Genomic DNA, 24573 nt, shown 5'->3' with positions numbered 1-24573 from the left:
GCGGGCTGGTCTGGGGTCATGTTCGCGCGCGGCCGCCCCACCAGCCCCGCGCGTGATACCCTCCGCACAAAGGTCGAGCCTTTGTGCGGAGGGTATCAGAGCCCGGCGCGCAGCCCCACCAGCACGGCCGCGCCGGGCACCACGTAGCTGTTCGCCGGCTCGTAGCGGCTGTTCGTGATGTTGCGGCCGAGCGCGAAGAACTCGAGCGTCTCCGTCGCGCGCCAGCGCGCGGTCAGATTCACCACCACGCCGCCCGGGTTGGTGCCGCGGCCGAGGAACGCGCCGCTGTCGGCGTAGATCGCGTCCGCCGCCGGGCCGAACACCAGGAGCTCGGGCGTGAGCGAGAGCCGCGGATCGGCCCGCAGCGTCGCGGCCAGGCTGCCCTGGTGGCGCGGCCGACGCAGCAGTTGCAGTCCGCTGTCGGCGTCCTGCGCCACCGTCCAGGCATGGGCGGCGTGCAGCGCAAGCCACGGCGCGAGGGTCATGTCGAACGCGCTCTCCACCCCCTCGATCTCGACGCGCCCGACATTGATGCGCGTGGTGAAGGCCGGATCGTCGTCGATCAGGTCGGTGATGCGGGTGCGGAAATAGGTCGCCGAGAGCCGTCCGGGCGGCAGGCCGAGGGCGCCGAGGTCGAGCGCGACCCCCGCCTCGCCGCCGCGTCCCTTCTCGGGCCTGAGATTCGGATTGCCGCGGAAGCCGAAACTGCCGACGCCGAACAGGTCGAACAGCGTCGGGGCGCGGAACGAGGTGCCGTAGGCCGCGTGCACCGTGAGCGCGACCTCCGGCAGCGCGAGCACCCCACCCAGGCGCCAGGTGGTGGTGTCGGCGAAGTCGCGTGGCGCCTCGTGGCGCAGGTTCGCCGTCAGGTCGAGGCGCCGGAACAGCCGGAACTGCGCGCCGAGATACCCGGCATCGTTGCGCGTGCCCCGATCGACATCCTGGTTGAACGGGCCGAACGGGCCGTCGAAGCGCACCTGCACATCGACGCGGTCCTCGATCCGCTGCAGCCCGAAGGTGACCGCGGCGGCATCCACCGGGCCGGCATCCGGCAGGCGCAGCGTGCTGTCCCACTGGTAGACCGTGCGCGTGCCGAGATAGCGCGAATCGTCGCTGCCGGAGAACGGGAACTGGTCGGGCCGGTCGCGGAACTGGCGGCTGTCGCGCGACTGCCCGACCGCGAGCGTGGTGTCGAGCCAGCCCGGGATCACTGCGCCCTCGACGCCCGTGCGCCACATCCCGGAGCGGTTGCGCGCGGTGTAGTTCGGATCGTCCCGGCCAGCCTGATCCAGATCCGCCTTGTTCTCGCGCCAACGCGCGAAGCCGAAGACGCGGAACCGCTCGCCGAGCTGCGCGCCGAGATGGGCGGTCGCGGTGCCGATGCGGGCGCCGTCGCGTTCGCCGATCGAGGTCGCGAGCCGGCGCGGGACGATGTTGAAGCCCTGCGTCGAGAGTCCCTGGCCGACCAGCGCGTAGTCGAAGCCGCGCGTCTCGCCCGCGACGGCCGCGCTCGCCGCGGCGGTGGACTGCGACCCGCCCGCGATCTCGCCGGTCGCGGTGAAGGGACGGCCGGTGCCGCGGCCCGAGCGCGTGATCAGGTTCACCACCCCGCCGATCGCGCCCGAGCCGTAGAGCCCGGACATCGGCCCGCGGATCACCTCGATCCGCTCCACGTCCGACAGCAGGTCGTTGCCGAAATCGAACAGGCCCTGCGGCGTCGAGGGATCGTTGAGCGGCATGCCGTCGCGCAGCACCAGCACGTGCCCGGAATTGGTGCCGCGCAGGAAGGCGCTGGTGGTCTGGCCGGTGCCGCCCGACTGCACCACGCCGAGCCCCGGCACGCCGGCGAGCGCCTCGGCCAGGCTGCGATAGCCCCGCGCCTCGATGGTCGCGCGATCGATCACCGTCACGCCGGCGGGGATGCGCTCGATCGGCGTCGGGATGCGCGTCGCGGTGACGACCGTCTCGGGCAGGGTGCTGAGCGGCGGGCCGTTCTGGCCCGCGGCAGGCGTGGCGATCAGCGCGGCGGCGGCCGCGCAGGCGAGCGAATATGTGCGCAAGGTCGGCTCCCGTGGTGGCAGGGACGGCCGAGGTCCCGCCGTGCCGGAAGCCGGGGCGATGTCAGCACGTCTCGTCCGCCTCCTCGCGCGGCAGGTCCAGGCCGGTGTCGCCGCATGCGGACTCGGTCCGTTGCGCCGGTGCACCCCGCCCGACGCGCGCGAACGACCGGCGCCGGCCGGTCTCCTGGCTCGCGGAGTCGGATGTCCTCCTTTGCGGCCTGCCGCCTTCCCGGGGCGGAGCCCCAGTGGCATGTGGCAGGCCGCCCTCCGCCCACAGTTGCGGGGGCAGCCGCGGCTTCGGGGCTGTCGCCCCCGACCGCGTTCCCGTTTCAGCCCGTGCGGGCCACCGGCGCCGCGGGTACGCTAGCGCGGATGTGAGCGAGGCGGAAGTGGCCGCTCAGAACGCGAAGCCGATCGCCTTCACCACCACCCAGAACAGCCCGCCGATGATCGAGAGCGCGAGCAGGGTCGCGCCGATCCCGACGACCGCGCCGACGACGACCGCGCGGCTGTCCTCCTCCAGGAGGCCCATCGCCATGATCGCGCAGGCGAGGCTCGGGGGGCCGTTGGTGAAGGGCAGCGGCACGATCACGAGCAGGGCGAGGAACACCCCGTACGCGCCGACCAGGCGATCGGCCTTCCAGCCGGTCAGCACCGACGGACGCGGACGGACATAGCGTTCGATGCGCCGCACCCAGGGGATCGCCTTCTCGACGATCATGTGCAGGTCCTCGCGCTTCATCGAACGCTCGGTCAGGAGGCGCGGCAGGCGCGGCTCGGGAAAGCCGAGCGCGAGCTGCAGGCAGACGATCGCGAGCGGGATGCCGAAGATCGGCGACCAGCCCGGGATGTAGATCGGCAGGAGGTTGGGCAGCGCGAACAGGATGATCAGGATGCCGTAGCCGCGGGCGCCGAAGGCGTGGATCATCTCGCCGAGCGAGATGCGCGGCTTCGGCCAGGCACGCGCGAGTTCCAGCATCAGGGCGGAGACCGGCAGGTGGCGGCCATTGCCGCCCTCCGGCAGCGGGGGCGGCGGTTCGGCCTCGGTCCATCCGCCCGGCGCGGGGCGCAACCCTAGCTCGGACGCGTCCTGCACGATTCCCCTTCGTCCCCCCAGCCCGCGTCGGCGACAGACCCGCTGCCGACCGCCATACGGAAGCCCCCATCCGTCGGCTGGGCAGCCGGGGATCATCCATCCCGGGCCCGGTATGTCCGGGCTGCGCCGCCGCACCAGCGCCGTCACACTAGCCGAACCGACGTGCACGGCGAGTTAAATCGACTTCACCTGGGGTGCGTCGCGATGATGCGCGCGCGAGCAACCCTGATGGGACACGCGCATGACCGACGCCCATGGCTGTACGGGCCGCCTGCGCTGCGGCGCCGGGCGGCGGGGTGGCCGGGAGGGACGAGGATGCGACGCCGCCTGGTGCTGAGTGCACCTGCCATGCTGCTGCCCGCCACGACGGCGCCGGTCGATCTCGCGCTCGTGCTCGCGGTCGACGTCTCGGCGAGCGTGGACTTCACCGAGTTCGGCCTGATGATCGGCGGCTATGCGGCGGCGTTCCGCGATGCCGAACTCGCCGGCCGGCTCGTCGAAGGGCCGCGGGGTGCCGCCGCCGTGGCGATGCTGTTCTGGTCGGGGCCCGGGGCGCGCGACCTCGCCGTGCCGTGGACGCGGGTGGCGGATGTGGAGCAGGCCGGTGCGCTCGCCGAGGCGATCGAGCAGGCGCCGCGCATCGTGCCCGCCGGCGCCACCGCGCTCGGCGAGGGACTCGCGGCCGCCGCCGCGCTGCTCGCGCGCTGCCCCTATCCGGCCACGCGCCGGGTGATCGATGTCTCGGGCGATGGCAGCACCAACGCCGGCATCCCCGTGGCCGCGGGGCGGGCAGCCGCACTCGCGCTGGGCGCCACCGTCAACGGACTGGCGGTGGTGGACGAGGAGCCCGACCTCGAGGACTACTACCGGCGCGAGGTGATCGGCGGGCCCGGCGCCTTCGTGATGCGCGCCGAGGACTACGCCGCCTTCGCCGAGGCGATCCTGCGCAAGCTCCTGCGCGAGACCGCGGGGCCGCTGGTCGCGTGACCCGTCTGGACCGCGATCCCCGGGCCGTGGCAAAGCGCCGGCCATGACCGCACCCCTCCTGCTGATCCCCGGCCCCGTGCAGACCGATCCGCGCGTGAAGGCCGCGATGGCCCAGGACATCGCCCCCTGGGACAACGACACCCGCCCGCGCTACGCGGCGCTGCGCGAGCGGGTGCGCGCGATCGCCGGCGGGATCGCCGGCACGCATGTCTGCCTGCCCTTGCAGGGCTGCGGGCATTTCATCGTCGAGGCGGCCCTGCGCAGCTTCGTCGCGCCCGGCACCAAGGTGCTGATCCCCTCGAACGGCAATTACGGCGTGCGCATGGTCCGGCTCGCGCGCGAGGCCGGGCGCGTGCCGGTGGTGCTCGAGATTCCCGAGGGCGAGGCCGTGCCGGCCGCCCTCGTCGCGAAGGCGCTCGCCGAGGACCCCGCGATCGGCGTGGTCAGCGTGGTGCACTCGGAGACCGCGACCGCCCTGGTCAACCCGGTCGAGGAGATCGCCGCCGTCGTCCGCGCCGCCGGGCGGCGCCTGATCGTCGATGCGGTCTCCGGCTTCGGCGCGATCCCCTTCGACCTTGCCGCGCATCCGGAGACCGATGCGGTCGTGTTCTCCTCCAACAAGTGCCTGGAGGCGATGCCGGGGATCGGCTTCGCGGTCGCGCGCATCGACCGGCTGGAGGCCTGCGCGGGCAACGCCGGCTCCTGGTCCTTCGACCTTTCGGACGTCTATCGCCACGCGCTGAGCTATGGCTGGGGGTCGATCCGCTTCACGCCCTCGATCCAGGCGCTCGCCGCCTTCGAGGTGGCGCTCGACCTGTTCGACCAGGAGGGCGGGCAGCCCGCGCGGCTCGCACGCTACAGCGAGAACGCGCGCGTGCTGTGGGAGGGGCTCACCGGGCTCGGGCTGACGCCCTGGCTCGCGCGCGAACGGCAGGGGCCGATCATCGTCAACATGCTCCAGCCGCCCGATCCGGCGTGGGACCTGCAGCGCTTCGTCGCTCTCCTGAAGCGGCGCGGCTTCCTGATCAGCAACTTCTCCACCACGGCGCTGCCGACCTTCCGGGTCGCGGCGATCGGCCGCGTCTATCCCGAGGACATGAAGCGCGCAGTCGCGGCGATCGGCGAGACGCTGGCCGAGATGGGCGTGCGCAGGCGCGAGGCGGCGTGACCGGCCGCTACAGCGCCTTGTCGTAGGTGATCCACATGGTACGCGTCGCCAGCCGGTCATAGACGCCGCGACCGCGGTAGTTGTCGTCGGCGGTGATCCAGCGGATCACGCCCCAGCCCCTCTGCCGGCCGATCGCGGCGACCGCCTCGATCAGCGCGTCGGCGATCCGTCTGCCCCGCATCGCCGGATCGACGAACAGGTCGTCGAGGAAACCGCCATAGCCGCCGCGCAATGGCCGGGCATAGGGCCGGTAGTGCGCGAGCCCGACCGCGCGGCCGGCCTCGTCCAGCGCCACCAGGCCCTTCACCTCGTGCGCCGGGTCCATCAGCCAGGACCACACCGTCTCGCGCATCGCCGGCGTCTGCTCGACGTTGTAGAACGCGGCGTAGCCGGCATAGAGCCGGTCCCAGTCGGCGCGGTGCTCCGGCGCCACCGGAACGATGCGGATGCCGGTCATTCCGCGGCCTGGGCGTAGGACTCGATCGAGTCGCAGGTGCAGACGAGGTTGCGGTCGCCATAGACGTTGTCGACGCGCTTCACCGGCGGCCAGTACTTGGCCGACGCCACCCAGGCGAGCGGCATCGCCGCCTCCCGCCGCGAGTACGGATGCGTCCAGGCCTCGGACGCGATCTCCTCGGCGGTGTGCGGCGCGTTCTTCAGCGGATTGTCGTCCTTCGGCCAGCGCCCGGACTCGATCGCGCGGATCTCCTCGCGGATCGCGATCATCGCCGCGCAGAACCGGTCGAGCTCGGCCTTCGACTCGCTCTCGGTCGGCTCGATCATCAGCGTGCCCGCCACCGGCCAGGACATCGTCGGCGCGTGGTAGCCGTAGTCCTGCAGCCGCTTGGCGATGTCCTCCACCATCACGCCGGCGGTGGCCTGGAAGCCGCGGCAGTCGATGATGCACTCGTGCGCGACCAGGCCGTTCGCGCCGACATAGAGGATCGGGTAGTGGTCCTTCAGGCGGTGGGCGACGTAGTTCGCGTTCAGGATCGCGACCTGGGTCGCTTTGGTCAGCCCGTCGCGTCCCATCATCGCGATATAGGCGTAGGGGATCGGCAGGATCCCCGCGCTGCCCCAGGGGGCGGAGGCGACGGGACCCGGACCGGTCGCGGGGCCGGCCGCCGCGACGAAGGGATGGTTCGGCAGGAACGGCGCGAGGTGGGCGGCAACCCCGATCGGACCCACCCCCGGCCCGCCGCCGCCATGCGGGATGCAGAACGTCTTGTGCAGGTTCAGGTGGCAGACATCGGCGCCGATCGCGGCCGGACTGGTCAGCCCCACCTGCGCGTTCATGTTGGCCCCGTCCATGTAGACCTGGCCGCCATGCGCGTGGATCGCGTCGCAGATCTCGCGGATGCCCGCCTCGAACACGCCGTGCGTCGAGGGATAGGTCACCATCAGCGCGGCGAGCCGGTCGGCGTGCTGCGCCGCCTTCGCCTTCAGGTCGGCGATGTCGATGTTGCCGTCGCGGTCGCAGCCCACCGGCACGACGCGCATCCCCGCCATCACCGCCGAGGCCGGGTTGGTGCCGTGCGCCGAGGTCGGGATCAGGCAGATGTCGCGATGGCCCTCGCCGCGGCTCTCGTGCCAGCCGCGGATCGCGAGCAGCCCGGCATATTCGCCGGCCGACCCGGCATTGGGCTGCAGGCTGACCGCGGCGAAGCCGGTGACCGCGCACAGCCACCGCTCGAGCCGCGCGATCAGCTCCCGGTATCCCTGCGCCTGGTCGATCGGCGCGAAGGGGTGGATGTTGGCGAAGCCCGGCCAGGTGATCGGGATCATCTCGGCCGTGGCGTTCAGCTTCATCGTGCAGGAGCCGAGCGGGATCATCGAGCGGTTGAGCGCGACGTCCTTGTCCTCGAGACGCTTGAGGTAGCGCAGCATCTCGTGCTCGGCGTGGTGCGAGTTGAACACCGGCTGGCGCAGGAAGGACGAGCCGCGCAGGATCGCCGCGGGGATGCTCTCCGGGGCGGCGAGCGTCTCCAGCGCCACCGGCGCCCCCGACGCCTCGGCCAGCGCCTCGACCAGCGCGGAAAGATCGGTTTCCGTCACGGTCTCATCGAGCGCGATGCCCACGCCCGTGGCGTCGATCCGCCGCAGGTTGAAGCCACGCGCAAGCGCGGCCGCCATCAGCGCGTCGGCCCTGCCGCCGGCCTCGATCGCGATCGTGTCGAAGAAGGTCTCGTGGCGCAGCGCGAAGCCCGCGCGCCTCGCCGCATCGGCGAGCAGCCGCGCGAGCAGGTTGCAGCGCCGCGCGATCCGGATCAGCCCCTCGGGCCCGTGCCAGACCGCGTACATCGACGCCATCACCGCGAGCAGCACCTGTGCGGTGCAGATGTTGGAGGTGGCCTTCTCGCGGCGGATGTGCTGCTCGCGCGTCTGCAGGGCGAGCCTGAGCGCCGGCCGCCCGGCGGCGTCCTGGCTGACGCCGACGAGCCGCCCCGGCATCAGCCGCTTGTAGGCGTCGGAGGTGGCGAAGAACGCCGCATGCGGCCCGCCATAGCCGAAGGGCACGCCGAAGCGCTGCGCCGAGCCGACGACGATGTCGGCCCCCATCTCGCCCGGCGGGGTGAGCAGGCAGAGCGACAGCGGATCGGCGGCCACCACCGCGAGCGCGCCGGCGCGATGGGCTGCCGAGATCTCGGGCCTGAGGTCGCGCACCGCGCCGGTGGTGCCGGGATACTGGAGCAGCACGGCGAACGGCTTCGCCGCCTCGATCGCCGCCGGATCGTTCGCCGCGACCTCCACCACCTCGACGCCGAGCGGCCTGGCGCGCGTCGCCACCACCGCCCTGGTCTGAGGGTGCACGTCCGAGGCGATCGCCAGCACGCGCGAGGCCGGCGCGTTGCGCTGCGCCCGGTTCGCCGCGAGCGCGAGCGCCATCGCCTCGGCGGCCGCCGTGCCTTCGTCCAGCAGCGAGGCATTGGCGATGTCGAGCCCGGTGAGCTCGATGATCATGGTCTGGAAGTTGAGCAGCGCCTCGAGCCGCCCCTGCGCGATCTCCGCCTGGTAGGGCGTGTAGGCGGTGTACCAGCCGGGATTCTCCAGCACGTTGCGCAGGATCACCGGCGGGGTGTGCGTGCCGTGATAGCCGGTGCCGATCAGGCTCTTGATGTCGGCGCGGTTCTTCGCCGCGAGGGCGGCGAGCTCGGCCAGCACCGCGGCCTCGTCCCTGGCGCGCGGCAGACCCTCGGGGGCGGGGATGCGGATGCCGGCCGGCACGGCCTTCGCGGTCAGCGCCTCGAGACTGTCGAGCCCGAGCGTGGCCAGCATCGCCTGCTGCTCCGCGGCGTCGGGACCGATATGGCGGGCGACGAAGCCGTCGTGCCGCGTGAGCGCGGCGAGCTCGGCGAGCGGGGTCATCTCAGAGCGTCTCCAGATAGGCGGCGTAGCCGGCCTCGTCCATCAGCCCGGCGAGCTCGCCGGGATCGGCGGGCTCGATCCTGAAGAACCAGCCCTGGTCGAAGGCGGAGGCGTTCACCAGCCCGGGATTGTCGCCGAGCGCGCCGTTCACCTCGACGATCCTGCCCGAGATCGGCGCGTAGATGTCGGAGGCGGCCTTGACGCTCTCCACCACCGCGCAGGCCTCGCCGGCGGCGACCTCGCGGCCGACCTCGGGCAGCTCGACGAAGACCACGTCGCCGAGCGCGGTCTGCGCGTGGTCGGTGATGCCGACGGTCGCGACATCGCCGTCGAGGCGCACCCATTCATGGTCCTTGGTGAACTTGAGTTCGCTCATCGCGGGCTTCCCTGCATCAGCGCTTGTAGCGGTGGGGGACGAAGGGCATCGCGGCGACGCGCGCGGGCAGCATCCTGCCGCGCACCGCGAGGGCGACGGGCGTGCCCTCGGCGGCGAGGTCGCGGCGCACATAGCCCATCGCGACGGGGGCGTTCAGCGTCGGGCCGAACCCGCCCGAGGTGATCGCGCCGATCGGCGCGCCGTCGGCGGCGTGGATCGTCGTGTGGGCGCGCGCCGGGGCGCGGCCCTCCGGCAGGATGCCGACGCGCAGCCGGCTGGTGCCGGCCTCGAGTTCGCTCCGGATGCGCGCCGCGCCGGGGAAGTTCCACTCGCTGCGCCGGCGCTTGCCGATGGTCCAGGCGAGTGCGGCCTCGACCGGGCTGGTGGTGCGGTCGATGTCGTTGCCGTAGAGGCACAGTCCGGCCTCGAGACGGAGGCTGTCGCGCGCGCCGAGCCCGGCCGGCGCGACGTCCGGATCGGCGAGCAGCGTGTCGGCCAGACGCTCGGCCCGGTCCGCGGACACGCTGATCTCGAACCCGTCCTCGCCGGTATAGCCCGAGCGCGACACCAGGCACGGGATGCCGGCGATCGTCACCTCGGCCACACCCATGAACGGCAGCAGCACGGCCGCGGGACCGAGCCGCGCCATCACGCCCTCGGCCGCCGGTCCCTGCAGCGCGATCAGCGCGCGGTCGGCCCAGACCGTGAGCCGCACATCCGCGGGCAGATGCGCGGCGATATGCGCGAAGTCCTCGTCCTTGCAGGCGGCGTTCACCACCAGGAACAGCCGATCGCCCAGGTTGGCGACCATGAAGTCGTCGCGGATGCCGCCATCCTCGGCAGTCAGCAGGGCGTAGCGCTGGCGGTTCGGCTTCAGCCCGGCGATGTCCGCCGGGGTGAGGCGCTCGAGCGCGGCCGCGGCCCCCGCACCCTCCAGCACGCCCTGGCCCATGTGCGAGACGTCGAACAGCGCCGCCTTGGTGCGGCACTGCGCGTGCTCGGCCATGATCCCCGCCTGGTACTGCACCGGCATGGCGTAGCCGGCGAAGGGAACCATACGCGCGCCGAGGCGGCGGTGCAGGGCGTCGAGCGGTGTCGTCTTGAGGTCGGTCACGCGCACTCCGGACGGCCGTCCCGCCGGCCCGATGCCGGCAGGTCCTGGCCCCCCTCTGTCCCGTGACCTGAGAGATTCGCGGAACCCTCGCCCGGCCCGCTTACTCCGTCGGTGCGGGCGCCTCGCGGCACCCGGCTTTCCAGAGGTCCGTCGCCCCGGGCGGTCCCTGGTGCCTGAGCGTTTCCGGGGGCCGGTTGCGCCTTCGGCGGCGTGGCCTGCGCCACGCGCTCTTCCGCTGGGGTGGTCTGGACGGCGTTGTTGTGCCCCAGGACGGGGGCGGGTTCAACGGGGAACTGGCCCGCCCCCCGCTGCGTACCTGTCACCCGCGCGCGTCGTTCAGGTGGCACGCACTCCGCCGGCCGGGCGCGATCTCCTTGAGCGCCGGCACCTCCACGCGGCAGCGCTCCATCGCGTGCGGGCAGCGCGGGTGGAAGTGGCAGCCCGGGGGCGGGTTGAGCGGCGAGGGGATCTCGCCCTTCACCGCCGCGAAGGCGCGCTTGCGGCTCTCGATGCGCGGCACGCCGGTCAGGAGCGCCTGGGTGTAGGGGTGGTTCGGCGCGGCGAACACGTCCTCGGCCGGCGCCTCCTCGACGATCCGCCCGAGATACATGATCACCACGCGGTCGGAGAGGTGCTCGACCACGCCGAGGTCGTGGCTGATGAACAGGTAGGTCAGGTTGAGGTCGCGCCGCAGATCCATGAACAGGTTGAGGATCTGCGCCTGGATCGAGACATCGAGTGCCGCCACCGCCTCGTCGCAGACGATGAACTCGGGCTGCACCGCGAGCGCGCGGGCAATCCCGATGCGCTGGCGCTGGCCGCCCGAGAACTGATGCGGGTAGCGGCGCCTGAAGGCCGGGTCGAGGCCGGCGCGCCGCATCTGCTGCGCGAGATAGGCGTCGAACTCGGCGGGCTGGATCAGCCCGTGCACGAGCGGCGCCTCGCCGATGATGCGATCGACGCGCAGCCGCGGATTGAGCGAGGCGTAGGGATCCTGGAAGATCATCTGCACGGCGAGCTTGGCGCGCTTCGCCTCGTCGGGCGGCAGCGCCGTCACGTCGCGGCCCTTCCAGAGGATGGTGCCCGAGGAGGGCGGAAGGATCCCCGCCACCATGCGCCCGAGCGTGGACTTGCCGCAGCCCGACTCGCCGACCAGCCCGACCACCTCGCCCTGCTTCACCGCAAGATCGACATTGTCCACCGCGTGCACGATCTCGTCGCGCACATCGGCGCCGAGCCTCCGCGCGATCCGCCCGGCGAGGTCGAGGGCCTTGCGGAACTGCTTGGAGACGCCGCGCAGCTCGATCATCGGTGCGGCGCTGTCGGCGCCGCGCGCGCGCGGCGCGATCTCGCCCTCCTGCGTCATGCAGGCACCGTCTCGAGATGCGGGTGGAAGCAGCGCACCTCGCGCCCGGGCAGCGGCGTCGTGATCCCCGGCTCGACCAGGCAGGCCTCGGAGGCGCGCGGGCAGCGGGCGCGGAAGGCGCAGCCGGGCGGCAGGTTGAGGAGCGACGGCGTCATGCCGGGGATCTGCGCGAGCGGGCGGCCGCGCACGTTGCGGCTCGGCACCGAGCCGATCAGCCCGCGCGTGTAGGGATGCAGCGGATGGTCGAGCACCTCGTCCACCGTGCCCTTCTCGACGATGCGGCCGGCGTACATCACGCAGATCTCGTCTGCCAGCCCGGCGATCACCGAGAGATCGTGCGTGATCCAGATCAGGCTCGTGCCGCTCTCGCGGCAGAGCTTCTGCACCTCGAACAGGATCTGGCCCTGGATCGTCACGTCGAGCGCGGTGGTCGGCTCGTCGGCGATGATCAGCTCGGGCCTGTGCAGGAGCGCGATCGCGATCGCCACGCGCTGGCGCATCCCGCCCGAGAACTGGTGCGGATAGGCGCGCAGCCGCTCGTCCGGGCTCGGGATGCCGACCTGCACCAGCGCCGCGCGCGCGCGCCGGCGCGCCTCGGCCTCCGACACCCTCTCGTGCGCGAGCACGGTCTCGATCATCTGGGTGTCGATGCGCAGGACCGGATTGAGCGTCATCATCGGGTCCTGGAAGATCATGGCGATGCGCGCACCACGGATCCTGCGCATCTCCTCCTCGGGCAGTCTGGCAAGGTCGCGTCCCTGGAACAGGATCTCGCCGCCGACCACGCGGCCGGGCGGATCGACCAGCCCCATGATCGAGAAGCCGGTGACCGACTTGCCGGAGCCGGACTCGCCGACCAGGCCGAGGATGCGCCCCTTGGCCACGGAGAACGAGACGTCGTCCACCGCCTTCACCACGCCCGCCTTGGTGAAGAAGTGCGTGCGCAGGTTGCGCACCTCGATGGTCGGCTGCCCTGTCATGCGCTACTTCCGGAGCCGCGGGTTCAGGACGTCGCGCAACTGGTCGCCCACCAGGTTGATCACGACGATCGTCACGAGCAGCGCGATGCCGGGATAGAAGCTGATCCAGTAGCGGCCCGAGAGCATGTACTCGTAGCCGTTGGCGATCAGCAGGCCGAGCGATGGCTCGGTCACCGGCACGCCGAGGCCCAGGAACGACAGCGTCGCCTCCAGCGCGATCGCGCGCGCCACCTGCATGGTCAGGATGACGATCAGCGGCGGCAGGCAGTTCGGCAGCAGGTGACGGAACACGATGCGGGGCTTCGACAGCGCCAGGCACTCGGCCGCCTCGATGTACTCGCGCCGCCGCTCCACCAGCGCGGTGCCGCGCACGGTGCGCGCGTAGTAGGCCCATTCCACCGCGACGATCGCGATCACCACGTTGAGGATGCCCTTGCCGAGGAAGGCGAGGATCATCAGCGCGACCAGGATCGAGGGGAAGGAGAGCTGCAGGTCGACCAGCCGCATGATCAGCGTGTCGGTCCGACCGCCGAAATAGGCGGCGAGCAGGCCGAGCGCGGTGCCGACGATGAAGGCGATGAAGGCCGATCCCGCGCCGACCATCAGCGAGATCCTGAGTCCGTAGAGGATGCCGCTGAACATGTCGCGGCCCTGGTCGTCGGTGCCGAGGATGTAGGTGAACCCCGCCCCGCCCATCGTGCCGGGCGGCATCCGCCCGTCCAGGATGTCGAGCTGGGCGAGGTCGTAGGGGTCCTGCGGCGCGATCCACGGCGCGAACACCGCGCAGAGGACGATCAGCACGAACACGACGAAGGCGCCGACGGCGACCTTGCTCTCGGCGAAATCGGCGACGAAACGGCGAAGCGGCGTCTCCTCGCGCGATGCCGCCGGCGCGAGTCCGGCGGAGGCGATCGCGGCTTCGGCGGGGGGCGGGGTCATGCCTTCTGGTCCTGCAGCCGCACGCGCGGATCCAGCACCGAGTAGAGCACGTCCACCGTGAAGTTCAGGACGATGAACATGAAGACGATGATCATCAGGTAGGCCACGATCACCGGCCGGTCGAGCACGTAGATCGAATCGATGATCAGCTTGCCCATGCCCGGCCAGGCGAAGACGCTCTCGGTCACCACCGAGAAGGCGATGGTCGAGCCGAACTCGAGCGCGGTGACGGTGACCACCGGGATCAGGATGTTCTTGAGCACGTGCACGAAGATCACCCGGTTCTGGCTCAGCCCCTTGGCGCGGGCGAACTTCACGTAGTCCATCAGCACGGTCTCGCGCACGCCGGCGCGCGTCAGCCGGATCACCAGCGAGATCTTGAACAGGCTGAGGTTCAGGGCCGGCATGATCAGGTAGCGCAGACCGTCGGCGGTCAGGAACGACCACTGCACGCCGAGGAACTCGGCGGTCGGCCCCCGTCCGGTCGAGGGCAGCCAGCCGAGCTGCACCGCGAATACCATGATCAGCATCAGCCCGACCCAGAAGGTGGGCAGGCTGAAGCCGAGGATCGAGCCCGCCATGATGACGCGGCTGTAGAGCGCCTCGGGCTTCAGCCCGGCGATCAGCCCGAGCGGCAGTCCGAGGACGATCGCGAACACGGTCGCGGCGAGCGCCAGTTCGAGCGTCGCCGGCATCTTCTGCAGGATCAGCTTCAGCGCCGGCTCGTTGAACACGAAGCTGCGGCCGAGATCACCCCGCAGCGCGTTGCCGAGGAAGGCGACGTACTGTTCCCAGAGCGGGCGGTCGAGGCCGAGGGCTGCGATCGCGCGCTCGCGCTCCATCTGGTCGGCTTCGGGGCTGATCAGGATCTCCACCGGGTCGCCGATCGCATAGACGCCGAGGAACAGGATGACGGTCATCGCCAGCACGACCAGCGCGCTCTGCATCAGCCGCCTGATCAGATAGACCGTCATCCGTCATTCTCCCCGGCCGGTGCGGCCGGCACCTCGCGACAGCGTGCCCGCGGGGCGACGTTCCCCGCCGGGCACGCCGCCACGATGCCGCTTGCGCAACCGCGCGGCAATCGGGATCCGCGCGCCCGCCTCAGCCGCCAGGCCGCACGTCCATGGCCCGGGTCAGCTCGTCGGCGCGCGCGTCATGGCGCAGGCCGCGCTTCATCGCCCAGACGTTCTTCTGGATGTGGATGGGGATGATGGCGACATCCTCCATCGCGACGCGCGTCGCGTCCTGCAGCAGCTTCTCGCGCTTCTCGTCGTCGACCGTGGCGAGCGCCTGCTCGAGCAGCCGGTCGAGCTCGGGATTGGAGTAGCGGCCGCGGTTCGAGGCGCCGAAGCCCTTCTCGCGGTTGAAGGTCGCGACCAGGCTGCGCAGCGGCGAGGAGGCCTCGCCGGTCGAGCTGCCCCACCCGACCAGGAAGGCGCTGAACTCCTGCCGCCCGGCGCGGGCGATGAAGGTGGTCCAGGGCATCGCCTCGACCTGGGTGCGCACGCCGATGCGCGTCCAGAAGCTGCCGATCGCCTGGATGATGCGGGCGTCGTTCACGTAGCGGTCGTTCGGTCCGTGGATGGCCAGCCGCAGGCCGTTGGGATAGCCGGCCTCGGCCAGCAGCCGGCGCGCGCCGTCCGGATCGAAGGCGGGCGGATTGAGGCCGGGCACGTGGCTGTAGGTGCCCTCGGGCAGGAACTGCCCGGCCGGGATGGCCGCACCCTCCATCACGCGCGAGACGATCGCGTTGCGGTCGATCGCGATCGACAGCGCACGGCGCACCCGCACGTCCTTGAGCGGGTTGCGGTCCAGCGCCTCGCCGTTCGGCCCGGAGACGAACGGCGAGCCGTCGGTGCGCGAGTGGTCGAGCGCCAGATAGATGATCCTGAGGCCCACCACCTCGCTGACGTTGAGGCGCTGGTCCTGCTTCAGCCTGGCGATGTCGGCGGTCGGCACCTGGTCGATCAGGTCGACATCGCCGGCCAGCAGGGCGGCGGTGCGGGCCGCCTCATTGACGATGATGCGGTAGTTCACCCGCTGCCAGGGCTGCCTGCCACCCCAGTAGGTGTCGTTGCGCTCGAGCTCGATCCGATCCCCCGGAGCGAAGCGGACGAACCGGTAGGGACCGGTACCGACCGCCACCTTGCCGCTGTTGAAATCCTCGGTGGTGGCGTTCTCGTGCGTCTCCTTGTCCAGGATCATCACGTTGGACAGGTCGACCGCCAGCAGCGGATAGACGGCGCGCGTGCGGATGCGCACCGTGTGCGGATCGACCACCTGCACCTCCGCGATCGGCCGCGTGAAGATGCCGAATCCGGAGGGGCTGTTCGGCACGTTCGGCGCGCGGCTGATGGTGAAGGCGACATCCTCGGCGGTGAAGTCGCTGCCGTTGTGGAACGTCACGCCGCGGCGCAGCCTGAACTCCCAGGTGGTGTCGTCGATCGTCCGCCAGCTCTCGGCGAGGCCGGGCACCAGCCTGGCGCGCGAGTCCGTATCCGCGAGACCGTCGAAGATGTGCGCCGCCATCGCATTGTTCGGCGAGAGGTTGTGGTAGTGCGGGTCGATCGAGGTGACGGGCGCGCCCACCGCGATGGTGAGGTTCTGGGCAGCGGCGGCGCCTGCCATGGCGCACGAGCACGCTGCGGCGAGCAGCAGCGAACGCAGTCCGGCGGTCATCATCAGCAGGCACTCCCGGTTCGTAGAGCCTTCCCCGCGCGTTATAGCCCCCTGGCAGGCCACGGGCTAGGCGTGGGGCTCCCCGATCCGTCATTGGCCGGGGCGCCGCCGCCTGCGCTACGGTGCCGCACGCAAGCGAGGAGATGCGATGCGCAGAGCAACAGCCGCGATGGCGGCCGCGCTGGTCGCCGCAGGAACGGCTTGGTCGCAGCCGAAGCCGCTCGAGGCCGGCCGCTTCGAGGTCAAGACCCTCGCGGATCTGGTCGAGATCTGCCGCGTGGCGCCGGGCGACCCCCACTCTCTGGAGGCGATCGGCTACTGCAACGGCTACGGCCGCGGCGCGCTCGACTATCACCGCGCGGTCGTGCCGGCGCACGCGCCGCCGCTCTTCTGCGCGCCACCCGGCACGGCGCCCGAGGCGCTGCGCAGCCGCTTCATCGCCTGGGCGGACGCCAATCCGGACCGGCTCAGCGGCCCCGCCGTCGAGGGCGTGTTCGCCTTCCTCGCAACGACCTATCCCTGCCCGGGTCGGAGGAGATGACATGGACATGACCAGGATCGCACGCATCGCCGCCGCGGGCGGCGTCCTGCTGGTGGTCGGCGCCTGCGCCGATACCGATCCCACCCTCCGTCGCGCCGGCCTCGGCGCGGCCGGGGGCGCCGCGGCGGGCGGGCTGATCGGCTCGCTCTCCGGCAATTTCGGCTGGGGGGCGCTGATCGGCGCGGGCGCGGGCGCGGCCGGCGGGCTGCTCTACGACTACCACCGCCGCTCGGTCGACGACGCCTATCGTCGCGGCCAGCAGAGCCCGACGCGCTGACCGGGCGCGGCGGCCTGGCGGTCGGCGCTCCGGCACGCTCGCCCCCACCGCGGGACAGATCCGACCACCGCCGCAGGCTGCGTGAGGCGGGCGATGCCCGCGGCCTCGCCCCGTCGCCATGTCCGGATCGGCGTCTCGGAGGCGGCGCCGTCTTCGCCGGCCGCGCGACGCACGCTCCTTGACAGGCCGACCCGGGCATGGCCGTTCGCATCCGAGCGTTCGACGCCGTCGAACGCGGCCGAGACGCGCCCGAGGACCACGTGACCGACACTCCCGAGACCCTGCCGCCCGAGCGGGCCGCCCGGCTCGCCGCCGAGTTCGGCCTGAAGCCGGACGAGCATCAGCGCGTGCTCGCGATCCTCGGCCGCCAGCCCTCGCTCACCGAGCTCGGCATCTTCTCGGTGATGTGGTCGGAGCACTGCTCGTACAAGTCCTCCCGCGTCTGGCTGCGCGAGCTGCCCACCCGCGCGCCGTGGGTGATCCACGGCCCGGGCGAGAACGCGGGCGTCGTTGCGATCGGCGACGGGCTCGCGGCCGTGTTCAAGATGGAGAGCCACAACCACCCTTCCTTCATCGAGCCCTATCAGGGCGCGGCGACGGGGGTGGGCGGCATCCTGCGCGACGTGTTCACCATGGGCGCGCGCCCCATCGCCACCCTGAACGCGCTCCGCTTCGGCTCGCCCGACAATCCGCGCACCAAGCGCATCCTCGACGGCGTGGTGCGCGGCATCGGCGGCTACGGCAACTGCGTGGGCGTGCCCACGGTTGGCGGCGAGGTGAACTTCCACCCCGCCTATGACGGCAACCCGCTGGTCAATGCGATGACGGTCGGCATCGCGCCGGCGGACCGGATCTTCCTCTCGGCTGCGGCCGGCGTCGGCAATCCGGTGGTGTACGTGGGCTCCAAGACCGGGCGCGACGGCATCCACGGCGCCACCATGGCCTCGGCCGAGTTCGCCGCCGACGAGGGGGACGAGAAGCGCCCCACGGTGCAGGTCGGCGACCCCTTCACCGAGAAGCTGCTGATCGAGGCCTGCCTGGAGCTGATGGCCACCGACGCGATCGTCGCGATCCAGGACATGGGGGCGGCGGGGCTGACGAGCTCCTCGGTCGAGATGGCGGGCAAGGGCGGGGTCGGGATCGAGCTCGATCTCGACCGCGTGCCGCAGCGCGAGACCGGCATGACCGCCTACGAGATGATGCTGTCGGAGAGCCAGGAGCGGATGCTGATGATCCTCCGCCCCGGCGCCGAGGACACCGCGCGGGCGATCTTCGAGAAATGGGAGCTCGACTTCGCGGTGATCGGGCACCTCACCGACACGGGGCGCATCGTCATCCGCCACCAGGGGCGGGTGGAGGCCGACATCCCGCTGGCACCCCTGTCCGACCAGGCCCCGCTCTACCGCCGCCCCACCGAGGAGACGCCGAAGCCCGCCGTGCTCGACGCGGGATCGGTGCCCGATCCGGTCGGGCTGGAGACGGCGCTGATCACGCTGATCGGCTGCCCCGATCTCTGCTCGCGCGCCTGGATCTGGGACCAGTACGACTCGACCGTCGGCGGCCAGACGGTGAAGCGCCCCGGCGCTGCGGATGCGGCGGTGGTGAAGCTGGAGGGGCTCAGGCGCGCGCTCGCGCTGACCACCGACTGCACGCCGCGCTACTGCCAGGCCGATCCGGAGGCAGGGGGCGCGCAGGCGGTCGCCGAGGCGTGGCGCAACCTCACCGCGGTCGGCGCGCGGCCGCTCGCGATCACCGACAACATGAACTTCGGCAACCCGGAGCGCCCGCGCATCATGGGCCAGTTCGCCGCCGCCGTGCGCGGCATGGCGGCGGCCTGCCGCGCGCTCGACTTCCCGGTCGTGTCCGGCAACGTCTCGCTCTACAACGAGACCGACGGCAGGCCGATCCTGCCCACCCCGGCAATCGGCGGCGTTGGCGTGCTGGAGGATGCCGCCCAGGCGGCGGGTCTCGCCCTCGCCCCGGGGCTCGATCTCGTGCTGATCGGCGCGACGCGGGGCTGGCTCGGACAGTCGCTCTGGCTGCGCGAGATCGCTCGCCGCGAGGAGGGCGCCCCGCCGCCGGTGGACCTCGTCGCCGAGCGCCGCAACGGCGACTTCGTGCGCCGGCTGATCCTCGCGGGGGGCGTGCGCGCCTGCCACGACGTCTCGGACGGGGGCCTGCTGGTGGCGATCGCCGAGATGGCGATGGCGGGGGATGTCGGCGCGGTGCTGGAGCCGGCGCCGGCGGACCTGCCGCCGTACGCCTACTGGTTCGGCGAGGACCAGGGCCGCTACGTGCTCGCGGTGCCGGACGGCCGGGCGGTCCTCGCCGAGGCGGCGACCGCGCGGGTGCCTGCGGCCCTGCTCGGCCGCGCCGAGGGGGCGCATTTGACACTGCCGGGGGCGTTCTCCATATCGGTCGAACGGCTGAGGCAGGTCCACGCGGCGTGGCTGCCCGCCTACATGGCCTGAGGGGGACGGTGCGGCGATGCCGATGTCGGCGGCGGAGATCGAGGCGCTGATCAAGGCCAGCCTGCCGGATGCGCAGGTCACGGTGGAGGATCTGCGCGGTGACGGCGACCACTATGCCGCCACCGTCGTCTCGGCCGCGTTCAAGGGCAAGTCGCGCGTGCAGCAGCACCAGATGGTCTATGCCGCGCTGCAGGGCCGCATGGGCGGCGCGCTGCACGCGCTCGCCCTGCAGACCAGCCCGCCGCAGGATTGAACCGCCACACGGGACCAGGAACCACGACGATGTCGAACCCCGTCTTCGAGCGCATCCAGGCCGACATCACCGAGAACCCGGTGGTGCTGTACATGAAGGGCACGCCGATGTTCCCGCAATGCGGCTTCTCGGCGCGTGTGGTGCAGATCCTCATGCACATGGGGGTGAAGTTCAAGGGCGTGAACGTGCTGGAGGATCCGTCCCTGCGCGAGGGCATCAAGCAGTTCACGAACTGGCCGACCATCCCGCAGCTCTATGTGAAGGGGGAGTTCGTCGGCGGCTGCGACATCGTCACCGAGATGTTCCAGTCGGGCGAGCTCGCGACGCTGCTGACCGAGAAGGGCGTCGAGCACAAGCCCGTGGCGGCGTGACGCATGATCGCCAGAGGGTTGCCTCTGGCGATCAGTCATCGCGCCGAGGGAAGGGGTGGTGTCGGCGCGCCTGCATCACTCCGCCGGCGCCGGCGTCACGCCGCGGCGCGACCTCGCGTCGGCTTGCGCCGTGCCCGCGCAGACCAGCGACAGCACCAGCACGGCCGCGACCACCGGCAGCACGAGCTCCGGATGGCCGAGGTCGATCAGAAGCCCGAGCGGCACCGGCATGAGCGCGCTGCCCAGCGGCAAGCCGGATGAGACGAAGCCGAACACCTTGCCGATCTGCCCGGGCGGCGAGGCGTCCTTCAGCATGATGTCGCGCGGCGTGCGCGACGCCCCCAGGGCGAGACCGCCCAGCAGGGCCGCGACCGGCAGCACCGGCTCCGGCATCGGCAGCAGGCCGAGGGCCAGGATCATCGCCGCCGCGAACAGGGTCAGCACCACGACGAAGCCCATCAGGCTGCGCTTGGTCGCATCCGCGACCCAGCCGCCCACCAGCGTGCCGCCCGTCGCGCCGACCATGTAGCCGGTCAGCACCATCGAGGCGACCGCGACCGGGGTGCCCCAGAGCTGGCCCAGCACGGTGATGACGAAGGCCTGGATCCCCGACCCGGCCATGGAGGACAGCAGGAAGAAGGCGAAGAACAGCAGGATGGGGCGGGACAGCAGGAGGTCGCGTCCGCGGGGACCCGCCTCGCCGGCCCGGGGCTTCGCCTGGTCGCGCAGGATCCGGCTCTGCACCAGGATGGCGGCGACCACCGGCACGCCCAGGAGCCCCACGATCAGCAGCGACGCTCGCCAGCCGACCGCCGCCGCCAGCAGCGCGATCACCGGCGGGGCCAGCGCGAAGCCCAGGTTCCCGGTGAAGGTGTGCATCGCGAAGGCGCGCCCCATGCGCGCCTTGTCGATCGAGCCCGCGAGGATCGCGTAGTCCGCCGGATGGATCACCGAATTGCCGACGCCGGACAGGATCGCGAGCGCCCAGATCGCCCACACCCCCGGCGCGGCCGCCATGGCGGACACCGAAAGCGCCATCAGCAGCGTGCCCCCGACCAGGAACGGCCGCGCGCCATGCCGGTCCACCGCGAACCCGACCGGCGTCTGCAAGAGCGCCGTGGTGCCCGACATCAGCGCGACCGCGAGCCCGAGTTCGGCGAAGGAGGCGCCGAATTCCGCGCGCCACGACAGGAACAGCGGCGGCAGGCAGAGCATGTAGAAGTGGGACAGGAAATGCCCGGTGCCGATCAGGGCCATGATGCGGAGATCGTGGCCCGCCCCGGACGTGGCAGCGGTCGCGGCGGAAGGTGCGGGCATGGCGGCGTTCCCGGATGGCGGAACGGTGACGCTGATCGCGGTAGGCGTCCGCGTCAACGCCGGGACCGCGGGGGGCGGGCATGACGGCGCCGCTCATCCCGAGGCAGGCATCGTGCCGCGGCCGCCACCGCGCCCGGGACGTCCGCGCCTACCGGTACAGATCCGCCCGCGTCGGCGGCAGGCCGCTCGCCCCCCGCGCGCGCTTCGAGGCCAGGACCTGGTAAATCAGCGCGCCGCCCCGCTCGAAGGCGAGCGCGCAGCCGGCGAGGTAGAGCAGCCACAGCCGCGTCTTCGCCGGGCCCACCTCGGCCTCGGCCTCCGCGCGCCGCGCCGCGAGGCGTTCGGTCCACAGCCGGCAGGTCCACGCGTAGTGCTCGCGCCAGCCCTCGACGTCGTGCACCTCGAACCCGGCCTGCTCGAGGCTGGTCAGCGTCCGGCCGATGTGGTCGAGCTCGCCGCCCGGGAAGATGTAGCGCGTCAGCGCGGCATACTCCGCGCGCTTCCTGCGGAACGCCCGCTCGTCCTTCTTCGCCGGCCGCGTGATCGCGTGGTTCAGCAGCAGTCCGCGCGGACGCAGCAGGTCGCGCATCCTGCGGAAGTAGGTCGCGTGGTTGGCGAGCCCGACATGCTCGAACATCCCGACCGAGGCGATCTTGTCCCACTCGCCCCCGACCTCGCGGTAGTCCTGCAGCGCCACCGTGACGCGATCGCCGAGCCCGAGCCGCGCGATCTTCTCGCGCACGAAGGCGTATTGCTGCTCCGAGAGCGTCACGCCGTGCGCGCGCACGCCGTGTTGGCGCGCGGCATGGCAGATCAGCCCGCCCCAGCCGCAGCCGATGTCGAGGAAGCGCTCGCCCGGCGCGAGCCGCAGCCGCCGGCAGGTCATCTCCAGCTTCGCGACCTGCGCGACCTCCAACGGCGCCTCCCAGTCGGGGAAGTAGGCGCAGGAGTATTGCATTTCCGGATCGAGGAAGAGCGCGTAGAAGTCGTTGGAGAGATCGTAGTGGAACCGCACCAGGGCGGCATCGTCGCGCCCCTCCTCGAGCCGTGCCTGCGCCGGCCCCGCATAGGCGTGGTGCGTCGCCGCAGCCGTGTCGCGCGCGACCAGGAGCGGCCACAGCGCGCGCGCGAGCTTGCCTTTCGGCAGCCGCCGCCAGGCGCCGCGCGAGGCCCGCCCGCGTCGGGCCTCGATGTCGAGCAGAGTTCCGCCGTAGATCTCGACCGCGCCTGCGGCGATCAGCTCGATCAGCGTCGCCAGGCGCGGCCGGCGCACGAGCCGCACCAGCGCCGCAGGCGTGTTGATCGCGATCCCGACCGCGCCGTCCGCCGCCGGCCCGAGCTTCAGCGTCTCGCCGGTCCAGAGCCGGAGCGCGAGCGACGAGGGCGCGGCCTCGGCCACGAGTGCGGCCAGCGTGCGCGCCGATTCCGCGATCCGGTCCCGGCTCATCGCGCCGTGCCGCGCACCGCCGCCGCGGTGCCGAGGGCCGGAGCGGCCGGTCGCACGCTCATGCCCATCGGCCGGCCCCCGCGATCTCGGTCGTGAGCTTGCGCAGCACCGCGGCGCGGTAGCTGCCGGCATCCTCCGCCGGCAGGACGAAGGCGCCGGGGCCGCCGATCACCTCGGCGACGAAGTACCGCGCGAGGTCCGGATCGGCGTCCAGGATCGCCAGCCCGTTCACGGTCACGCCGGCCTCCAGCGCCGCCCGGCGCGCCTCTGCGAGCGCGCGCCCGTCGTTGTTCGGCCCGTTCGCCGAGATGTCGATCACGCGTCTCGCCGCCCGTCCGGCGAAGCGCGCGAGCAGGGCGACACCCGCGTCGATCGCGCCGCTGATCGAGGTGTGGCCCGGCAGCGGCGGCCGCGCGCCCAGGATGCGTTCGGCGACCGCGCGCGCCTGCTCCATCCCGGCGATCACGGTCCAGGGTACGGTCACCTCCTGCCGCCCGCCGCTCGACCACTCGATCACGGTGACGGCGACGCGGCCGTGCACGCCCGCCAGCACCGCGGCGACGAAGGCCTCGCTCGCCAGCGCCTCGGCATGGCCGCGCCGCTGCGTCCGCAGCGCCTCGTCGGTGACGCTGCCCGAGGCGTCGATCGCGAGGACCAGCGCGACATCCACCGGCGCGTCGTCCTGCGCGGGATGCGCGCCCCCGGGCACGTCACGACGCGGGATCGGCCGCAGCCCCGATGCCATCACGCCTCCCCTTGCGCGGGGCGCCACGCCCCGCCGGCGGCGCGCTACAGCACGGCGAGGATCGCCTCGCCCTTGCTGACCTCGAACCCGCCCGGCGCCTCGATGGCGAGATGCGTCACCACCCCGTCCTTCGCGACCAGCGCGAAGCGCTGCGAGCGGATGCCCAGGCCCCGCGCGGTCAGGTCCAGCTCCAGGCCGAGCGCGCGGGTCAGCACGCCGGATCCGTCCGCCAGCATGACGATCCTGTCGCCCACGCCCTGGCTCTTGGCCCAGGCGTCCATCACGAACACGTCGTTCACCGCCATGCAGGCGATCGTATCGACACCCTTGGCCTTGAGCGCGTCGATGTTGTGCAGGAACGAGGGCAGGTGCTTGGCGGAGCAGGTCGGCGTGAAGGCGCCGGGGACGGCGAACAGCACCACGGTCCTGCCCTTGAAGATCTCGTCGGTGGAGACCTCGCGCGGTCCGTCGGGCGTGGCCTGCATCAGCTTCACGGACGGAATGGTGTCGCCGACCTTGATCGTCATCGCGCAGGCTCTCCCCTGTGGTTGCGCCCGCCCTATAGCCTGTCCGGGGCGATCCGTCAGCGGGCCGCCTGCGCGCGCGTCCCGCCGGCGCGGGCGATGGCGTCCAGCACGGCCGATTCCGTCAGGATCTCGGGCAGCGCGATCCCTTCCGGCGCGGCCGGGCCGTAGACCGCGTTGAACGGGATGCCGACCCGGTCATGCCGGGCGAGATACGCGGTGATCGCCGGATCGGGGCGGGTCCAGTCGCCGCGCATCATGCCGACCGCGCCCGCGCGCAGAAGCTCGGCGACCGCGCCGCGCTCGAGCACCAGCGCCTTGTTCACCTGGCAGGTGATGCACCATTCGGCGGTGATGTCGACCAGCAGGGTCTCGCCGGAGCGCGCGCGCCGTTCCGCCTCGGCGGCCGAGAAGGCGAGCGCTCCGGCGGGCGGCGGCGGCGCGGGGGGCGCGCCCGGAAAGGCGGGCAGGGCGACCGCGCCGAGCGCGAGGG

The 24573-nt window shown here is 72.1% G+C and carries 23 protein-coding genes and 3 riboswitches; of the genes, 7 read left to right on the top strand and 16 right to left on the bottom strand.

Annotated elements, in window-relative coordinates; translation table 11 throughout:
* Positions 1 to 95: 95 nt before the first annotated feature.
* Both FK498_RS06285 and FK498_RS06280 read right to left on the bottom strand, forming a co-directional pair.
* Positions 96 to 2060 carry a TonB-dependent siderophore receptor gene (locus FK498_RS06285; RefSeq protein WP_161988331.1) on the bottom strand — a complete coding sequence of 655 codons (1965 nt, stop codon included), beginning with the start codon at positions 2058 to 2060 and terminating at the stop codon, positions 96 to 98.
* 156 nt (positions 2061 to 2216) lie between these two features.
* Positions 2217 to 2426: riboswitch (cobalamin riboswitch) on the bottom strand.
* Positions 2427 to 2457: 31 nt separating this feature from the next.
* Positions 2458 to 3156: an exopolysaccharide biosynthesis protein gene (locus tag FK498_RS06280; RefSeq protein ID WP_161988330.1), complete on the bottom strand. Its 699-nt coding sequence runs from the start codon at positions 3154 to 3156 to the stop codon at positions 2458 to 2460.
* A gap of 315 nt (positions 3157 to 3471) precedes the next feature.
* On the opposite strand from FK498_RS06280, the gene FK498_RS06275 reads away from it, so the two are divergent.
* Entirely contained in the window at positions 3472 to 4143 is a 672-nt protein-coding gene (locus FK498_RS06275; RefSeq protein WP_141852686.1) for a DUF1194 domain-containing protein, read from the top strand.
* Between the two features lie 43 nt (positions 4144 to 4186).
* A complete protein-coding gene (locus FK498_RS06270) occupies positions 4187 to 5311 on the top strand; it encodes a 2-aminoethylphosphonate--pyruvate transaminase (protein ID WP_141852684.1) in 1125 nt (374 codons plus the stop codon).
* A 7-nt stretch (positions 5312 to 5318) separates the two neighbouring features.
* Here the strand turns inward: FK498_RS06270 and FK498_RS06265 are convergent, their stop codons facing one another.
* From FK498_RS06265 to FK498_RS06225, 9 genes are all read right to left on the bottom strand, one after another.
* Positions 5319 to 5768: a GNAT family N-acetyltransferase gene (locus FK498_RS06265; RefSeq protein ID WP_141852682.1), complete on the bottom strand. Its 450-nt coding sequence runs from the start codon at positions 5766 to 5768 to the stop codon at positions 5319 to 5321.
* Positions 5765 to 8677 (bottom strand): aminomethyl-transferring glycine dehydrogenase, encoded by a 2913-nt coding sequence (gene gcvP / locus FK498_RS06260; protein ID WP_141852679.1) that lies wholly within the window; start codon positions 8675 to 8677, stop codon positions 5765 to 5767. The genes FK498_RS06265 and gcvP overlap by 4 nt, the downstream gene beginning before the upstream one ends.
* A gap of 1 nt (position 8678) precedes the next feature.
* The gene (gene gcvH / locus FK498_RS06255) at positions 8679 to 9053 is read right to left on the bottom strand and encodes a glycine cleavage system protein GcvH (RefSeq protein WP_141852677.1); all 375 of its coding nucleotides are present in this window, start codon (positions 9051 to 9053) and stop codon (positions 8679 to 8681) included.
* 16 nt (positions 9054 to 9069) lie between these two features.
* Complete coding sequence (gene gcvT, locus FK498_RS06250) at positions 9070 to 10167, bottom strand: glycine cleavage system aminomethyltransferase GcvT (protein WP_141852675.1); 1098 nt, start codon at positions 10165 to 10167, stop codon at positions 9070 to 9072.
* Positions 10168 to 10212: 45 nt separating this feature from the next.
* Positions 10213 to 10320: riboswitch (glycine riboswitch) on the bottom strand.
* Between the two features lie 6 nt (positions 10321 to 10326).
* Positions 10327 to 10403, bottom strand: a riboswitch (glycine riboswitch).
* Positions 10404 to 10486: 83 nt separating this feature from the next.
* Entirely contained in the window at positions 10487 to 11533 is a 1047-nt protein-coding gene (locus tag FK498_RS06245; protein ID WP_141852673.1) for an ABC transporter ATP-binding protein, read from the bottom strand.
* On the bottom strand, positions 11530 to 12513 hold the full coding sequence (locus tag FK498_RS06240) for an ABC transporter ATP-binding protein (RefSeq protein ID WP_141852671.1): 984 nt from the start codon (positions 12511 to 12513) through the stop codon (positions 11530 to 11532). The genes FK498_RS06245 and FK498_RS06240 overlap by 4 nt, the downstream gene beginning before the upstream one ends.
* A 3-nt stretch (positions 12514 to 12516) precedes the next feature.
* Positions 12517 to 13452, bottom strand: a complete 936-nt coding sequence (locus tag FK498_RS06235; protein WP_141852669.1) for an ABC transporter permease — start codon at positions 13450 to 13452, stop codon at positions 12517 to 12519.
* A complete protein-coding gene (locus tag FK498_RS06230; RefSeq protein ID WP_141852667.1) occupies positions 13449 to 14426 on the bottom strand; it encodes an ABC transporter permease in 978 nt (325 codons plus the stop codon). The genes FK498_RS06235 and FK498_RS06230 overlap by 4 nt, the downstream gene beginning before the upstream one ends.
* A gap of 130 nt (positions 14427 to 14556) precedes the next feature.
* Positions 14557 to 16134 (bottom strand): ABC transporter substrate-binding protein, encoded by a 1578-nt coding sequence (locus tag FK498_RS06225; RefSeq protein ID WP_141852665.1) that lies wholly within the window; start codon positions 16132 to 16134, stop codon positions 14557 to 14559.
* 148 nt (positions 16135 to 16282) lie between these two features.
* On the opposite strand from FK498_RS06225, the gene FK498_RS06220 reads away from it, so the two are divergent.
* The 5 genes from FK498_RS06220 (at position 16283) to grxD (ending at position 20047) form a co-directional block, all read left to right on the top strand.
* Positions 16283 to 16675 carry a Rap1a/Tai family immunity protein gene (locus FK498_RS06220; RefSeq protein ID WP_141852663.1) on the top strand — a complete coding sequence of 131 codons (393 nt, stop codon included), beginning with the start codon at positions 16283 to 16285 and terminating at the stop codon, positions 16673 to 16675.
* 1 nt (position 16676) lies between these two features.
* A complete protein-coding gene (locus FK498_RS06215) occupies positions 16677 to 16952 on the top strand; it encodes a YMGG-like glycine zipper-containing protein (RefSeq protein WP_370510882.1) in 276 nt (91 codons plus the stop codon).
* A gap of 197 nt (positions 16953 to 17149) precedes the next feature.
* The gene (purL, locus tag FK498_RS06210) at positions 17150 to 19423 is read left to right on the top strand and encodes a phosphoribosylformylglycinamidine synthase subunit PurL (RefSeq protein ID WP_237560852.1); all 2274 of its coding nucleotides are present in this window, start codon (positions 17150 to 17152) and stop codon (positions 19421 to 19423) included.
* Between the two features lie 16 nt (positions 19424 to 19439).
* Entirely contained in the window at positions 19440 to 19676 is a 237-nt protein-coding gene (locus FK498_RS06205) for a BolA family protein (RefSeq protein ID WP_141852658.1), read from the top strand.
* A gap of 29 nt (positions 19677 to 19705) precedes the next feature.
* Positions 19706 to 20047, top strand: a complete 342-nt coding sequence (grxD, locus tag FK498_RS06200; protein WP_141852656.1) for a Grx4 family monothiol glutaredoxin — start codon at positions 19706 to 19708, stop codon at positions 20045 to 20047.
* Between the two features lie 75 nt (positions 20048 to 20122).
* Here the strand turns inward: grxD and FK498_RS06195 are convergent, their stop codons facing one another.
* The 5 genes from FK498_RS06195 to FK498_RS06175 all read right to left on the bottom strand — a co-directional run.
* Positions 20123 to 21364: an MFS transporter gene (locus FK498_RS06195; protein ID WP_237560851.1), complete on the bottom strand. Its 1242-nt coding sequence runs from the start codon at positions 21362 to 21364 to the stop codon at positions 20123 to 20125.
* Positions 21365 to 21512: 148 nt separating this feature from the next.
* The gene (locus tag FK498_RS06190; protein WP_141852654.1) at positions 21513 to 22811 is read right to left on the bottom strand and encodes a class I SAM-dependent methyltransferase; all 1299 of its coding nucleotides are present in this window, start codon (positions 22809 to 22811) and stop codon (positions 21513 to 21515) included.
* 58 nt (positions 22812 to 22869) lie between these two features.
* Complete coding sequence (locus FK498_RS06185) at positions 22870 to 23556, bottom strand: DUF1194 domain-containing protein (RefSeq protein WP_141852652.1); 687 nt, start codon at positions 23554 to 23556, stop codon at positions 22870 to 22872.
* Positions 23557 to 23600: 44 nt separating this feature from the next.
* Entirely contained in the window at positions 23601 to 24083 is a 483-nt protein-coding gene (locus FK498_RS06180; protein ID WP_141852650.1) for a peroxiredoxin, read from the bottom strand.
* A gap of 56 nt (positions 24084 to 24139) precedes the next feature.
* On the bottom strand, positions 24140 to 24573 hold a 434-nt coding region (locus FK498_RS06175; RefSeq protein WP_202614769.1), incomplete at its 5' end, for a thioredoxin family protein.

Source organism: Elioraea sp. Yellowstone, assembly GCF_006704265.1.
Lineage (GTDB): Bacteria > Pseudomonadota > Alphaproteobacteria > Acetobacterales > Acetobacteraceae > Elioraea.
Note: the sequence above shows the minus strand (reverse complement) of the source record. Positions and strands in the feature narration are given on the sequence as shown.

Bases quoted from the DNA above. Each gene is read 5' to 3' on its own strand.
- FK498_RS06275 (WP_141852686.1), top strand. From the start codon at position 3,472: ATGCGACGCCGCCTGGTGCTGAGTGCACCTGCCATGCTGCTGCCCGCC.
- FK498_RS06270 (WP_141852684.1), top strand. From the start codon at position 4,187: ATGACCGCACCCCTCCTGCTGATCCCCGGCCCCGTGCAGACCGATCCG.
- FK498_RS06265 (WP_141852682.1), bottom strand. From the start codon at position 5,768: ATGACCGGCATCCGCATCGTTCCGGTGGCGCCGGAGCACCGCGCCGAC.
- gcvP (WP_141852679.1), bottom strand. From the start codon at position 8,677: ATGACCCCGCTCGCCGAGCTCGCCGCGCTCACGCGGCACGACGGCTTC.
- gcvH (WP_141852677.1), bottom strand. From the start codon at position 9,053: ATGAGCGAACTCAAGTTCACCAAGGACCATGAATGGGTGCGCCTCGAC.
- FK498_RS06245 (WP_141852673.1), bottom strand. From the start codon at position 11,533: ATGACGCAGGAGGGCGAGATCGCGCCGCGCGCGCGCGGCGCCGACAGC.
- FK498_RS06240 (WP_141852671.1), bottom strand. From the start codon at position 12,513: ATGACAGGGCAGCCGACCATCGAGGTGCGCAACCTGCGCACGCACTTC.
- FK498_RS06235 (WP_141852669.1), bottom strand. From the start codon at position 13,452: ATGACCCCGCCCCCCGCCGAAGCCGCGATCGCCTCCGCCGGACTCGCG.
- FK498_RS06230 (WP_141852667.1), bottom strand. From the start codon at position 14,426: ATGACGGTCTATCTGATCAGGCGGCTGATGCAGAGCGCGCTGGTCGTG.
- FK498_RS06225 (WP_141852665.1), bottom strand. From the start codon at position 16,134: ATGACCGCCGGACTGCGTTCGCTGCTGCTCGCCGCAGCGTGCTCGTGC.
- FK498_RS06220 (WP_141852663.1), top strand. From the start codon at position 16,283: ATGCGCAGAGCAACAGCCGCGATGGCGGCCGCGCTGGTCGCCGCAGGA.
- FK498_RS06215 (WP_370510882.1), top strand. From the start codon at position 16,677: ATGGACATGACCAGGATCGCACGCATCGCCGCCGCGGGCGGCGTCCTG.
- purL (WP_237560852.1), top strand. From the start codon at position 17,150: ATGGCCGTTCGCATCCGAGCGTTCGACGCCGTCGAACGCGGCCGAGAC.
- FK498_RS06205 (WP_141852658.1), top strand. From the start codon at position 19,440: ATGCCGATGTCGGCGGCGGAGATCGAGGCGCTGATCAAGGCCAGCCTG.
- grxD (WP_141852656.1), top strand. From the start codon at position 19,706: ATGTCGAACCCCGTCTTCGAGCGCATCCAGGCCGACATCACCGAGAAC.
- FK498_RS06195 (WP_237560851.1), bottom strand. From the start codon at position 21,364: ATGCCCGCACCTTCCGCCGCGACCGCTGCCACGTCCGGGGCGGGCCAC.
- FK498_RS06190 (WP_141852654.1), bottom strand. From the start codon at position 22,811: ATGAGCCGGGACCGGATCGCGGAATCGGCGCGCACGCTGGCCGCACTC.
- FK498_RS06185 (WP_141852652.1), bottom strand. From the start codon at position 23,556: ATGGCATCGGGGCTGCGGCCGATCCCGCGTCGTGACGTGCCCGGGGGC.
- FK498_RS06180 (WP_141852650.1), bottom strand. From the start codon at position 24,083: ATGACGATCAAGGTCGGCGACACCATTCCGTCCGTGAAGCTGATGCAG.